Here is a 14875-nt window from a genome sequence, read left to right as displayed (position 1 = left end):
GGTCAACGATGCAGAAACAATTAGGTGCATGGGCAGAACAACAAGCTGCCCAACTAATGCAGCAACAAGACTTTCAGCTCATTGCCAGAAACTGGCATAGTCGCTATGGTGAACTTGATCTGGTCATGCAGCGTGAGCAGGAACTGGTCTTTGTCGAGGTAAAAGCACGGGCTAAAACAGCTTATGCATTGGCTTTTGAATCGGTTTCCTCTGCCAAGCAACGAAAAGTCCTACAAACGGCTGTATGTTTTATTCAAAAAAATCCACAGTTTGCACATTATTACTATCGTTTTGATGTGATTTGTTTTGATTTTAATCGGTATTTTGCAAAAACCATACAGCATGATTTTTCTCAATACCCTTATGATCTGCACTGGTTTGAAAATGCTTTTACTTTTGATCAAGAGTTTATTAATCTTTGAATAAAATAAGATCTGATGCGGTAGATAAAATTTGCAGCATCATGGGAAAGTTCAAGTATGATGAAGAACATCTGGCCTTGAAAAAACAGATTATTATATTGAAATAAGACTGATTAAAATTAAGGAGTCTTGCTGAGTGGTTAAGCGTATTGCAATAACAATGCTGTGTGTCGCAAGTTTATCGGGTTGTGCCAGCTTTATTTCTAGCGGTACTGGTACGGCTCCTGTAGGTACCGAAAATGGAGCTCGGACGCTAGGACAGGTATTTATCGATTCTTCTATTGTACGTACTGCAAAAATTAATCTTTATAAACTGGATTCACGTTTTAAACAGTCAAGGGTCAATATTGAAAGCTTCCATGGTAATGTCCTGTTGACCGGGCAGGTACCGGATGCGCATCTCAAGCAATTGGCAGAAGATAATGTCAAATCCATGAGTGACGTCAAAGCGGTGCACAATTTTATTACTGTGGGTAACCAGAGCAGCTACACTACGATCATGCAGGATACCGCCGTGACGGCGAATACCCGTGGCCTGATTATGAAAGCACCAGTAGTATCTGACAGCAAAGTGCATGTGCATACTGAAGATGGCGTGCTGTATGTGATGGGACGTCTGAATAGTGCAGAAATCGATGACCTGAATCAGGTGCTGCAACAAGTGGGGAATATCACGAAAATTGTCACGCTCATCGACAATGTGGATCAGCGCTCTGGTTATAATACTAACCAGAATTTTGCAGCGCCTGCATCTTATGCACAGTCGGGTGTTGAACAGACTCCAGTCGCCATTGATCCTGATACAGTTGAACCGACTGATGTTCCATAAGGTCGGTCAATTTAAAACGCAGCTGTCAGATCAGATCCTTGAAGTCCAACAACGTTATAAAGATTTCCGAATCTATGATTTTGGCAGTTATGCGCTGAACCGGTTAACCCCCAAACAGGGTTATAGTGTTGAAACCCAGTTAGCCTATGGCTTAAAAGCTCGTCAACGTTTTGATCTGTTTTTAAGTCATCAGCCTTTAGCGCATCGCCCCCTGATTATCTTTGTCCATGGGGGTGCCTGGCTACACGGTGATAAAAATGATTACCATTTCATTGGCGAGGCCTTTGCCAAAGAGGGCTATGATGTGGTGGTGATGAACTATCACCTAGCGCCTGAACACATTTTTCCGATCTATATTAATGACCTGCATCTCTTGCTAAATCATTTGCAGCAGCATGCCGATCAGTTAAATGTTTCTACGGAAAATCTGGTCTTGATGGGACATTCAGCGGGGGCATTTAATGTCATGTCAGCCCTGTATCATCCACAAAAGGCTATGATTGAGCAGGAACAGATCCGCGCCATTATTGGACTGGCAGGTCCTTATCATTTTGACTATAAAGATGATCCAATCTGTGCGGAGGCTTTTGACCAGTCGATTCCGTATCAGCAGGTGATGCCATATTATTTCGTGGAAAAGACCTCCACCAAACATTATCTGTTCATGGCAGAGCGGGACAATATTGTCGGTCATTTCAACAGTCAGGATCTGGACCGGGTATTAAAAGACCATGGCAATCATAGCGAGCTGATTACCATTCCGAAATTGGGCCATATTACGATGATCGGTTCATTGTCCAGTTTGTTTAGCCGGTTCTTTGAAACCAAGCCGCGTGTGATGTGGGCGCTAGAAGATGCTTTTAAATGAAGATCTGTGATCATGGTAATTCCCACAAAAAAGCCCGGTATAAAAACCGGGCTTTTTAAATTGAAAACTTTAGAGCCATTCACGGGTATCATCTGCGACTGGTGTGCCTTGAGTCACATGCATGATCATGGCATGAGCTATACTGCCTTTAAACGGAATTTCAGGCAGCTGATCAAATTTGAAGAATTTCGCGTCGCTAATTTCTTCTTCCTGTAATTGCAACTCACCATCTGCATATTCTGCTTTGAAGGCAATCATCAGGTTACTCGGGAAAGGCCACGGCTGACTGGCCAGATACTGGATATTTTTCACTTTTAAGCCGACTTCTTCCAGCGTCTCGCGGCGTACCGCTTCTTCTAGCGTTTCCCCAACTTCGACAAATCCGGCAATCAGGCCATACATCTGGCTTTTGGTATTGCGTGCATTTTTGGCCAGCAGAATTTCATCCTCACCACGGGTAATCACAGTAATCACACAAGGTTGCACCCGTGGATACTGACGATAATGGCAGGCTGGGCAAACCATGGCATATTCAACAGCATGGGCTTCAGTCGGGGTGCCACAGTGGCTACAGAATTTGTGATTCCGGCGCCATTCCAATAGTTGCACAGCACGACTGGCCTGTTCAAATTGCTGAACATTCCAAAACTGTAATAATTGACGGATTGGAACCAGTTGCAAGCCTTCAGGAATTGGCTCATCTGGAAGAAGATCACGGGCAACCACCTGATCACCCGGATTCAGCAGCAAATCACTTGCCAGAGCTTCAACTTGAGGCAGTTGAAAGTGTTGGTCGACCAGCAACTGTTGCTGCTGGAAAATATAAGCAAGTGATAATTTTTTAGACATTAGGCAACGATTTTCAGTTTCTCACTACTGTCTAATGCTACCTTAAACATGGACTGTAATACAGGCTGTTTATTCTTTAAGTTATCGATCATCATGTCGGCACTAGCCAATGCATCCAGCGCATGATGAATTTCTACTGGTGTTAATGCAAGCGACTGTTCAATACGATTTTTGATGAACAGGGCAGTCGTATTGAATGCAGCTTTCACATGTTCAGCATTCAGGAACAGCATGGCACCGCCAATTTCACAGAACTGGATGGGTACAGGTTCAAGTTTGGCCAGGTCCTGATCTTGCAGATAATCAGTCAGAATCTGGCTAGACAATTCAATTAATGCCTTGGTTTCATTTAACAAAGCGTTGTGTGCTTCGTCCAGACGATCCAATGAGATATTCATGTTATTCACACGTAGCTGCAAGCGGCTCGAAGTATGATGGCGCTCCAATACACCAATCGAGTTCATCGCGGATAGAATCACATTCATCAACTGCTGGGCAAAAGACTCATCTTTCAGAATATCTACCTGGCTGAGTGAAGCTGCCTGACGGTTTAAATCATGATAGGCTTCGTTCAGGTTCAGAACCTTGAAGATATTGGCCAGGCTATTCAGCTGAGTCTGAAGTTCCTGAATTTTTTCAGGTGTCATGTGCTGATAGTTGTATTCGATATCATTGCGGATCTGGGTCATTTCCGCAGTCACCAGTTCGCTAATGGTATGCATGGTTTCGAAGTCCGGACCATACAGATGACGGCTGAACACCTGAAGCTGCATATCTGTCAGTAGATCATCACCAATATTCAGCTGGCTACGGATTTGCTGTGCAGTTGCATCTTCCTGACTGATACATAAGCTTAATACATTTGCCAGATCAGATAGAGAAGCTTTGAAGCTGTCGGCTGAACTAAAGTACTGCGACATGTTGCGTTCAATACTGATTAAAGTACGTAAACGTGGTTCATTAATGAGCAGGTGATCAATATTATCAAAAGCAACATGCACCAGATGCCAGTATTGCTTGCTAGAATGACTTGCTGAAAGGCCTGCCAGATAAGTACCGACCAGTTTAATCGCTTGTAGGTCCATCTCGCTTTCTTCCTGTTTTAGCAGTTTGTTAAGAGACAGCTTGTACAGGCGTTGCACATATTTGGATTTTTCCAGACCTGGTACTTGGGGTAACTGGAAGTCTGGGGTAATCAGGTCAAGCAAAGGTTCAATATGCTGACCTTCAGTGGTTAATGGTTTACCAAGCGCAAGTTCCAGACGGTTCAGGGTATCGAGCAGGAACTGCGGAATTTTCACTTCACGTAAGCAGATAAATTCGATATAGCGTTTTAGCATGGTGGTGCCTTCACTCAATGCGATCACATCCTGAGTGTTGACCTGCGCCGGATTCCCCATAATCTTGCGCATCAGTTCTGCTGAATATTGTGCAATTTGTGCCAGATTCGGCATATCAATCAGTGCCAGTACCTGTGCACATTGTTCGAACTGATTTAATGCATCGTCAATGCCAAAAGGTAAAGTTTGATCTTCTACCAAGGTGCTTACTGCTGATTCGACTAACTTGATCGAGTTATCAACCTCATTTTTTATTATCAGTAAAGCTGTTGGATCAAAATGTATAGAGGTTTGGTAAGACATGGATCTGCACCTTTCCTTGAGTATTATCTATATATGAGCCCCGCTTTATCGGACGGGGCCTCTTTGGAATTACTATAACTGAAGAACTGTATTTTAAAAGCGAAATTACTGCTTGAAATTTAGATTTTATTTTGCAAAAAGGCAAGGCGTTCCATGCTTTTCTTCAAATTGTTTGATCCATTTCTCATGTTCGGCAAGTTCTTCATCTGATGGAAGAATCACAGGCAATTCAATTTCAATTTTTACACTGCCTGAACTGCCGCCTTGTTCTTCGGTATGTGACAGGGCATCCATATCAAAAGAGACCTGTCCACCGGTCATGGCCAGATAAACATCGGACAGAATTTCCGCATCGAGCAAGGCACCGTGGAAGGTACGGTCACGCTGTGGAATTTCATAACGACGGACGAGGGCGTCCAGAGAGTTTTTCTGTCCCGGATGCTTGGACTTGGCCATTGCCAGGGTATCGGTCACTTCACAAACTTCAGAAAGCGCGACAAAACCTGCGCGCTTGAATTCCATATCCAGGAAGTTCATATCGAAGGTCGCGTTATGCGCAATAATTTCGGCACCTTGCAGATAGTCAAACAGTACCTGTGAGATTTCTTCAAACAGCGGCTTGTCTTGCAGGAACTCGTCGGTGATACCGTGGACATTCACCGAATCGCCAACCGGTTTTTTCGGATTGATATAAATATGGATTGAGCTGCCGGTCAGTTTCCGGTTAATCATTTCGATCGCACCCACCTCAATGATCCGGTCACCATCCTGATAATAGAAACCGGTGGTTTCCGTATCCAGAATCAATTGACGGGGGCCATGCAGCTCTAAGGTCGGCGGTGTAATCACAATTTGCGGATGTAGTTCGGTTGAATCTGAAGTGACTGAAGCAGACTCATCGGTATTTTCAGTTGTTTCTAAATTTTCAGTCTGTTCCATTTCTTCTTCGGCCATTTCCATGCTCTCTTCGAGTTCTTCTTCACTATCGACAAGATCCAGCCCGAAAGGGTCGTCTAGAAGCCAGTCAGGTTCAGATTTTTTTTTATTTTCAGTGATTGCAGTAACTGATTTGGATTTTTTTAAGGTTTCATCTGCACCCTGATTGGCCAGTTGGTCGGCCATTTCATTGCCAGGATGTCCGGCATGGCCTTTTACCCAGTGCCATTCAATATCCCGACCTTGGCAGGTGGCATCCAGTTTTTGCCATAGATCCGGATTTTTAACGTCTTTCCAATTCTTCCTTTTCCAGCCATGAATCCATTCGGTAATACCTTGTTTGACATAATTGGAATCAGTATAAATGATCAGCTTGGCATCTTTCGGACAGAACTGGATGCCTTCGATCGCCGCGGTCAGCTCCATGCGATTATTGGTGGTATGATCTTCGCCACCGCAAATTTTGTGTTCCTGCTGTTCGGTAATTATGTACGCCCCCCAACCGCCTAAACCCGGGTTGCCGCGACAGGCGCCATCAACATATAGCGTGATAGTGTGAGACATAAATTAAAATCCGATCAAAAAAGAACTTGCTGAAGCGGATATTGTATAACGCAAATACGCTTGATGCGTCTAGATACACCAGTTTTTTTAATTTCTTGTAACATTTAACGTGAAATCGGGGTAAATTAATGCCTTGTGTCCACGACATGCTTCACTACAATGGCATATCTAAAAAATAAATTTATATACGAATTGTTTGGATTTCTTTATGTATAAACCAACTGCAATTTTGTGGCAGCCTGCATTACCAACATTTTTAAAATTTTCTGTACTTGGAACGGCACTCGCTTCCTTGGGACTGACGGGCTGTTCTTCTACACAAAGTGCGACCCAAAAAGCGTCAAGCAAGCAGGTTGGCTCACAATATCTAGATGCAAGCAGTTTGGATGGGCTGGAAGATTTACTTTCTGCAACGGATATGCGTGCGGTTGAAGGTGATCGCTTACTGATTTTGAAGCATGGTGATATCTGGAAACGGATGACCGTGGGTTTCAAGATGGATCTGAATACCTGGAATCCGCGTATTGATGCACAGCGTGGCTGGTTTATTTCCCGTCAGCCGTATCTGGACCGCCTGAGTGCCCGTGCATCGCGTTATCTCTATTATACGGTGAAAGAAGCAGAGCGCCGTGGCATGCCTACGGAACTGGCTTTATTGCCGATTATTGAAAGTTCTTATGACCCGGCGGCGACCAGTAGTGCAGCAGCAGCAGGTTTATGGCAGTTCATTCCAAGTACCGGGCGTATTTATGGCTTGAAACAGACATCCCTCTACGATGGCCGTCGTGATGTGGTGGAATCAACCCGTGCGGCTTATGAGTTTCTAGGCAGTTTATATAACCAGTTTGGTTCCTGGGAATTGGCTTTGGCCTCTTATAATGCCGGTCCAGGCCGTATCCAGCAGGCGATTAACCGTAATAAGGCCGCAGGCTTGCCTACCGATTACTGGTCCTTGAAACTGCCTCAGGAAACCATGAACTATGTGCCGCGTTTCCTGGCAGTTGCGCAGATTGTGAAAAATCCGGGTACTTATGGCGTGAGTTTGCCACCAATTGCCAACCGTCCTCACTTTCGTGAAGTGACTGTCGGTGCAGCCAATTTAAATGAGATTGCAGCCATTACCGGTTTAAGCCGTGCTGAACTGTATCAGCTTAACCCGGGGCATCGTGGTGATCGTATTGATCCGGAAAGTCCGCGCCGTATTTTGATTCCGGCTGACTTAAGTCCATCGATTGATGGAAAACTGAAAAAACTGCAGTCTAGTTCAAGCGGCTTATGGGCAGGTACTGTCAGTAACTCGCCTAAAACGACCACTACAGTAACTCCAAATCCAACTGTAGCACCAGCATCAACCAGTACCACCATCGTACCTGCCAAGCAGACTCCACCGGTGCTTGCCACTACGACTGCTAAGACAGCAACAGCAACTAAAGCTCCAACTGCGACCACAACACCTAAACCAGCCACGACTGCACCAGCAGCAGTGTCAACCACCACGACACCTAATCTAACTGCACAAACCACCAAACGGGTCAGCACACCACGTGGTTCCGAAGCACTTGCTGAATTTGCTGCAAAAAGTGAATTGCCTATTCCAAGTGCGCCACGTATTCCAGTTGCTGTGACGCCAGTTGCTTCGGTGAAGCCTATCCAGGTCGAGCCACCAATTACCGCAGCTGAACGTCAGCAAATCCAGAAAGTGGTGTCAGCAGAAGAAATTAATAAAACCGTGGATGAGCTTTTACAACCTGTAGCGACTGCGGCTGAACAGGCACAGGTCATTGAAGAGCTGAAAGCACTGGCACCTGCAGGTACAGAAATTGTTGACCCTTATGATGGCAAGATTAAACTGACTGCAATTCAGACCAGTCAGTCTATTGCCGAGCAGCAAGGTAAAGAGCTGACCAAAGGATTCTCATATCCGAAAGAAGTCGCTGTAAATACCAGTGCAGATTCAGTTGAAGCCCGACTCAATCAGGGCAAAAACTATGTCAAGACTGATTCAGAAGTCGTGGTTGTGGCACCGAAAGGTAAGCGCAGTACCTATAAGGTTTTACCGGGCGATAATCTGGCATTGATTGCAGCCAAAAATGGCGTGAACTGGCGTGATGTCGCGAAATGGAACCAGATTGATCCAAACTCTACGCTATATGTGGGTACGACAATTTATCTCTATGATGCCAAGCCCGTACAGGAAGCACCGAAAGCCAAAGAGAAACCGGAAAGCTATGTGGTTCAGGCCAATGATTCATTGACCAGTGTTGCCAGTCAGTTCGGCCTGAGCGTCAAACAGTTGGCTGATTATAATGATCTGAGTACGACCAGTGGTTTATTTGTGGGGCAAAAGCTTTCCTTAAAAGAAAGTGCCAGCAAAGCGAAAGCTGAAGACAGTAAAAAAGCCGAAACTGCCAAAGTTCAGACCAAGTCCTATATTGTTAAACGTGGTGAATACCTGAAACTGATTGCAGATCGCTATGTATTGTCGAATGCTGAACTTGCCGCACTAACTCCGGGTTTAACCGCGGGTAGCAGTTTGATGGTCGGACAGAAGATTAATGTTCCTCTCAATGAAGTTGAAGAACTGACTGCGAGCAGCAAAAAAACCGAAAAAATCGAACAGAAGTTTGAGAACGTTAAGGTTGATCATACGCCAACAGAAAGCTATCAGGTCAAACGTGGTGAAACCCTGTACAGCATTGCTAATCAAAGTAAATTGACGGTATCTGAACTGGCAGCGTTAAATGGCCTGTCTGCAAACAGTGGCTTACGCATCGGTCAAACCATCAAGATTCCGGCCGGTAGTCAGGTTCCTGACAGCTATACGGTTCAATCGGGTGATACGCTGACCGGGATTGCAGCAAAATATAATCTGTCGATGGATCAGATTGCCAACCTGAACAATATTTCCCGTAGTGCCAATCTGCGGGTGGGTCAGCATCTGAAATTATCTGGCAGCCCTGAACCTGTGCAGGAAGTGATCACCGAGACTCAGGAAAAAAATGTCAAATCAGATACTCACATCGTGAAATCTGGTGAAACCTTAAGCTCGATTGCCCGGCAATATCATCTGCAATTACGTTATCTGGCAGACCTGAACGGCCTAAGCACCACTAGCAATGTGCGGGTTGGACAGCGTTTAAAAATTAATGAAGATATTCAGATCGCCAAAAAAGAGCCAGCATTGAAAGTCGCAACAAAATCTGCATCTTCTAAGGCGACAGAATCCTATACGGTAAAATCCGGGGAATCTCTGATTGCGATTGCCAATCGTGTAGGAGTACCTGTTACTGATCTGGCGAGCCTGAACAATCTTAGTCCACGTGCAGGTTTACGTGTGGGCCAAACGCTTCAGCTTCCGAAGCTGGTCACTGAATACAAGGTGAAGCGTGGCGATACCTTGATCGGTCTGGCATCCCGTTATGGTATGGCAACCAATGAGCTGGCAGAAATGAATGAGCTGAAACCCAATACTCAATTGCGTATTGGTGATGTGATTAAGGTTCCAAACTAATTTCTGGATCGTGAAATTGTTTAATCCCGTCCATGTCTTATGGATTCTTGCTGCCCCCTGGATCATCAGTTCTAGCGGGGCAGCAGTCATTACGACACCTTATATTGCACTGCATAGTGCGCCCAAATATGCACAGGCTAAATCTCTGCCTTATGCCAATCCGCAAGCGCCCAAAGGCGGCATTCTTATTCAGGCAGCCGATGGCAGTTTTAATAATCTGAACAGCATGAATGGTAAGGGCAATGTCACTGAAGGGATTAACTATATTTTTGACAGCCTTATGTCGAAATCCCTGGATGAACCCGGTGTCTATTATCCCTTGTTGGCTGAGAAAGTCAGTTTCGATCCAAAGCAGACTGCTTATATTATTTTCCATTTAAATCCTGAAGCCAGATTCAGTAATGGTCAGCCAGTGACGGCTAAGGATGTGAAATATAGTTTTGATCTGTACCAGACCCAGTCTAATTTCGGCTTGCAGATGTATCTGGCAGATATTAAAAAAACCGAAGTTCTGTCACCTTCAAAAGTTAAGATGAGTTTTAAATCTCGCCATAATCCGGAAATGGCCATGATTGTGACGCAAATGCCGATTTATTCCCAGCAGGAATGGCAAAAGCGTAATTTCAAGGATATTAACCTGAAACCGATCTTGGGTTCTGGGCCTTATGTGATTGAACGTATTGATGCAGGACGCAGTATTTCCTATAAACGTAATCCGCATTACTGGGGTAAAGATCTGCTGGTCAATCGTGGGCGTTATAATTTTGATCGCATACAGTATCGTTATTACCGTAGTCCGGAAATCAAGTTTGAAGCTTTTAAGTCGGGCCAGTTCACACTGCATGAAGAAAAACAGGTTAACCGCTGGGTAAGTGATTATCGCTTTCCTGCGGTACAGCAAGGCCAGATCAAAACCTATCGTTTTCACCATCACAATCCGATTCCAACCCAAAGCCTGATTTTTAATATGCGGCGTCAGCCCTTTGCCGATATCCACTTCCGGCAAGCTTTAACTCTGGCCTATGATTTTGAATGGCTAAATAAAGCCTTGTTTCATGGGGAATATCAGCGTCTGAACAGTTTTTTTAGTAACAGTGAACTGGCATCTACAGGCAAGCCGAGTGCCCAAGAGCTGAAAATATTACGGCCAAATTTATCTAAATTGCATCCGGTGCAACGTCAGACGGTATTACAGGATTGGCATTATCCGCAATCAGATGCCTCCGGGTTTAACCGCAAAAATTTATTACAGGCGCGACAAATTTTATTGAATGCCGGTTACCGTTATCAGCAGGGAAACCTGGTGACTGCTCAAGGTAAACCTGTACAGATCGAATTTCTACTGCACCAAGCTGAACAGCAGCGTCATCTAATGCCTTATCTACGCCATTTAAAACGTCTGGGGATTCAGGCGCATATTCGGATGGTGGAAACGGCTCAGTACTATGAGCGACTAAGAAATTATCAGTTTGATATAATTGTAGATACCATGCCGCAATCGCTGACACCAGGGCAGGAACAGAAACAGTTTTGGGGCAGTCAGGCGGCACGTCAGCCTGGCAATTATAATTATGCCGGTATTCAAAATCCGGTGATTGATCGGGTGATTGATCAGGTAGTTCAGGCACAAAGCCGGGAGCAGCTGATTTATAGTACCCGAGCTTTAGATCGTTTGTTACGGGCTGGTTATTATCATATTCCGACCTATGGTACGGGCGAATACTGGTATGCTTACTGGAACATGTATCAGCGGCCCAACATCAAGCCCAAGCTTTCAGCGGGTATTGATTACTGGTGGGTGGATACAGCTAAAGCCAGACAAGTGGCACCGTACTTAAAATATCGCTAGGTTTTCAGCTTCGGGGAGTGCCATGAGCACTTATATCGTCAAACGTTTGCTTCTTATGATTCCGACATTATTGATGGTTCTACTGATCAATTTTGTAGTGATTCAGCTTGCACCGGGTGGTCCAGTGGAACAGGCCATCTATCAGGCACAGCATGCGAATAATTTGGCGATCGGTGGCTTGCAGTATCAGGGACAGCAAGGCCTGACGCCCGAAATGCTGGAGCAGATCAAGATTCAGTATGGATTTGATCAACCGGTTCATCTACGGTTCTGGGAGATGTTGAAAAGCTATTCCCAGTTCGATTTAGGCCAGAGTTTTTTTAAAGGTCAAGCTGTGACTGAACTGATCTGGGAAAAACTGCCAGTTTCACTGTCTCTAGGTTTCTGGAGTACCTTGCTGATCTATCTGGTCTCTATTCCTCTTGGCATCCAGAAGGCCAAAAAGCATGGCAGCCTGTTTGATCAAACGACATCTTTGCTGCTAGCTGTGGGCTATGCCATTCCAGCCTTTATCTTTGCCATTTTGCTGATTGTATTTTTTGCAGGTGGTTCCTATCTGCAATGGTTTCCTTTACAAGGGTTAAGCTCGGAAAATTTTNNACTTATCTGGTGAAATTTTCCTTTATGGAAGAGCTCAGTAAACAATATGTGCTGGCAGCAAGAGCGAAGGGACTACAGGACATAGCAGTGCTCTACCGGCATGTACTGCGCAATGCTGTGCTGGTGTTGATCGCTGGATTGCCAGAAGCTTTGCTCGGTATTTTATTTGTCGGGAACCTGTTTATTGAAATCATCTTCAATCTGGATGGTTTGGGCATGCTGGGATTTGAGGCGATTCTGCAGCGGGATTATCCGGTCATTTTTGGAACCTTGTTTATTTTTACCTTATTGGGCTTGGTGCTGCGTTTGATCAGTGATGTGCTGTATCGGGTGATTGATCCCCGAATCCATTTTGATTCACGAGGGTCAAAATAATGTCACCAATGCTACGCGCCAGTCTGCAACGTTTTAAAAATAATAAAACCGGATTTGCCTGCTTCATTGCCTTTATCATTATTTTTATCTTGTCACTTGGTGCTGAGCTGATCGCTAACGATAAGCCCTTACTGATCAAGTATGAGGATTCTTATTATCTGCCAGTAATAAAGTCATATCCTGAAACGACTTTTGGTGGTGTCTTTGAAACTGAAGCCGAGTATCAGGATCCTGCGGTACAGCAGCTGATTAATGCCAAAGGCTGGGCAATCTGGCCAGTGATCCGTTTTGCATATGACACACCCAATTTGACACTCGATATTCCAGTGCCTTCAGCACCAAGCCAACAAAATTGGCTGGGGACCGATGATCAAGGACGTGATGTGCTAGCACGGATTTTATATGGTCTGCGTATTTCCTTGCTGTTTGGCTTTGCACTGACTTTGCTGTCGGCAGGATTAGGTGTGCTGGTCGGTGCAGTTCAAGGCTATTATGGTGGCTGGATTGACCTGATCGGACAACGTGCACTTGAGGTCTGGAGCAGCCTGCCAATGCTGTTTATGGTCATGATTCTGGTCAGTGTGTTTAGCCCGAACATTTACTGGCTGTTTGTGATCATGCTCTTTTTTGGCTGGACGACACTGGTGTCGATGGTGCGTGCCGAATTTTTACGGGCCAGAAATCTGGAATATGTCTGGGCAGCGAAAAGTATTGGTGCAGGGCACGGTCGAATCATGTTTCGGCATATCTTGCCGAATGTCATCGGTTCCAGCCTGTCACAACTACCTTTTATGCTGACCGCCAATATCAGCGCACTGACTGCACTGGACTTTCTAGGTTATGGTTTGCCGCCTGAAACCGCTTCTCTGGGGGAATTATTGCTGCAAGGTAAAAATAATCTCAATGCGCCGTGGTTGGCTTTATCTGGTTTTTTAACTTTGGCCATTGTCTTGTCTTTGCTCATCTATATCGGTGAAGCCATCCGGGATGCTTTCGATCCCAAAATTTAAAATAATTTTTTAAGACTGGCTTAATATTTACAAATAAAATTTGTATCCATTTGACAATATGAATTGTCAATTATGGCAAGTTGGGTTATAACACATACAAAATAAGATAAACATTTCAGGAAAGTACATGACACAATTGGCCGATTCCATCCAGATCCGTAATACCCGGTTTAAAAACCGTATCATTAAAGGTGCCATGAGTGAGGCGTTGGCGAATGATGCAGGCCAACCTAATCAAGCCCATTTAAAGTTATATGAAGCTTGGGCCAAAGGTGGTTTAGGCTGTGCGATTACAGGTAATGTCATGGTGGATTTTCGTGCCAAGAATGAACCCGGTGTAGTGGTAATAGAAACTGAACGTGACCTGGAAAAGTTAAAAGCCTGGGCGAATGTCGGAAAACGTCATGGTATGGTACAACTGGTACAGTTATCTCACCCTGGACGTCAATGCCCAAAAGGCTTGAATAAAGAAACCGTAGCACCTTCAGCTGTACCTTTCAGTCCAGCACTGGCGATGAGTTTCGGTACGCCACGTGAACTACGTGAATATGAAATTTTAGATATTATCCAGCGCTTTGCGACTTCAGCTGCCATTTGTGAAAAGGCGGGATTTGAAGGCGTGCAGTTACATGGGGCACATGGTTATCTGATTAGCCAGTTTTTATCGCCACTGACCAATAAACGTCAAGACCAGTGGGGTAGTAGTATTGAAAACCGCAGCCGATTCTTGCTAGAAACCTATAAGGCAGTACGTGCAGCAACTTCAGAGAATTTTATCATTTCAGTAAAATTAAATTCGGCAGACTTCCAGCGCGGTGGCATTAGTGAAGAAGACGTTATTTATGTTTTTAAGGCGATGGATGCAGCCGGGATCGATATTATTGAAGTTTCTGGCGGAACCTATGAAGCACCCGCAATGGCTGGAGTAAAAGCAGAGAAACGTAAAGCATCAACAGTTGCCCGCGAAGCCTATTTCCTTGACTTTGCCGAAAAGATCCGTCAGGAAGTTAATTGTCATTTGATGGTAACGGGAGGCTTCCGTACCGCAGCAGGTATGAATGCAGCCCTAGATAGTAGCGCATGTGATTTTGTCGGTATTGCACGTCCATTTGCGGTCGAGCCTGATCTGGGTAACCGTCTGGTTGCAGGACAGGATGTACGTTATGCAGTGGAGAAAATTAAAACCGGTATTCCAATGATCGATAAAATGGCGATTATGGAAATCATCTGGTATGCCGCGCAATTTAAGGAAATTGCCAAAGGTAATCGACCAAATCCAAAACTGTCACCTTTAAAGGTATTTTTAAATTACGTAAAAGGCAATGTGAAAGCTGTGATTAAAGGTCAGATCAATTCACGTAAATCGGCTTAATGTGCATAATGTATTGAAGCAAAAACAGGGCATATACAATGCCCTGT

Annotated in this window: 10 protein-coding genes and 1 pseudogene; 8 read left to right on the top strand and 3 right to left on the bottom strand. The window is 44.7% G+C overall.

What is annotated here, in order from left to right:
* Positions 1-8: 8 nt before the first annotated feature.
* From B3J29_RS02455 to B3J29_RS02445, 3 genes are all read left to right on the top strand, one after another.
* Positions 9-422 carry a YraN family protein gene (locus tag B3J29_RS02455; RefSeq protein WP_034170475.1) on the top strand — a complete coding sequence of 138 codons (414 nt, stop codon included), beginning with the start codon at positions 9-11 and terminating at the stop codon, positions 420-422.
* A gap of 136 nt (positions 423-558) precedes the next feature.
* Entirely contained in the window at positions 559-1251 is a 693-nt protein-coding gene (locus B3J29_RS02450; protein ID WP_004782863.1) for a BON domain-containing protein, read from the top strand.
* Entirely contained in the window at positions 1241-2119 is an 879-nt protein-coding gene (locus B3J29_RS02445; protein ID WP_286964279.1) for an alpha/beta hydrolase, read from the top strand. Before B3J29_RS02450 ends, B3J29_RS02445 begins: the two co-directional genes overlap by 11 nt.
* A gap of 69 nt (positions 2120-2188) precedes the next feature.
* Here the strand turns inward: B3J29_RS02445 and nudC are convergent, their stop codons facing one another.
* The 3 genes from nudC to dnaQ form a co-directional block, all read right to left on the bottom strand.
* Positions 2189-2968 carry an NAD(+) diphosphatase gene (nudC, locus tag B3J29_RS02440; RefSeq protein WP_286964278.1) on the bottom strand — a complete coding sequence of 260 codons (780 nt, stop codon included), beginning with the start codon at positions 2966-2968 and terminating at the stop codon, positions 2189-2191.
* Complete coding sequence (locus tag B3J29_RS02435; RefSeq protein ID WP_286964277.1) at positions 2968-4611, bottom strand: chemotaxis protein; 1644 nt, start codon at positions 4609-4611, stop codon at positions 2968-2970. The genes nudC and B3J29_RS02435 overlap by 1 nt, the downstream gene beginning before the upstream one ends.
* Positions 4612-4737: 126 nt before the next feature.
* A complete protein-coding gene (gene dnaQ, locus B3J29_RS02430; RefSeq protein WP_286964276.1) occupies positions 4738-6111 on the bottom strand; it encodes a DNA polymerase III subunit epsilon in 1374 nt (457 codons plus the stop codon).
* A gap of 208 nt (positions 6112-6319) precedes the next feature.
* Between dnaQ and B3J29_RS02425 the strand changes: the two genes are divergently transcribed.
* From B3J29_RS02425 to B3J29_RS02405, 5 genes and pseudogenes are all read left to right on the top strand, one after another.
* Positions 6320-9622 (top strand): lytic transglycosylase, encoded by a 3303-nt coding sequence (locus tag B3J29_RS02425; RefSeq protein WP_286964275.1) that lies wholly within the window; start codon positions 6320-6322, stop codon positions 9620-9622.
* A gap of 16 nt (positions 9623-9638) precedes the next feature.
* Positions 9639-11471 (top strand): extracellular solute-binding protein, encoded by a 1833-nt coding sequence (locus B3J29_RS02420; protein ID WP_286964274.1) that lies wholly within the window; start codon positions 9639-9641, stop codon positions 11469-11471.
* 22 nt (positions 11472-11493) lie between these two features.
* Positions 11494-12446 (top strand): annotated as a pseudogene (locus B3J29_RS02415) (ABC transporter permease subunit).
* Positions 12446-13456, top strand: coding sequence for an ABC transporter permease (locus tag B3J29_RS02410; RefSeq protein WP_286964273.1), 1011 nt, complete (start codon positions 12446-12448; stop codon positions 13454-13456). Before B3J29_RS02415 ends, B3J29_RS02410 begins: the two are co-directional and overlap by 1 nt.
* A gap of 127 nt (positions 13457-13583) precedes the next feature.
* The gene (locus tag B3J29_RS02405) at positions 13584-14828 is read left to right on the top strand and encodes an NADH:flavin oxidoreductase/NADH oxidase family protein (protein WP_286964272.1); all 1245 of its coding nucleotides are present in this window, start codon (positions 13584-13586) and stop codon (positions 14826-14828) included.
* The last annotated feature ends 47 nt before the right edge of the window (positions 14829-14875 follow it).

Source organism: Acinetobacter sp. UBA5984 (assembly GCF_002429925.1).
GTDB lineage: Bacteria > Pseudomonadota > Gammaproteobacteria > Pseudomonadales > Moraxellaceae > Acinetobacter > Acinetobacter variabilis.
This window is presented reverse-complemented; position numbering and strand designations above follow the sequence as displayed.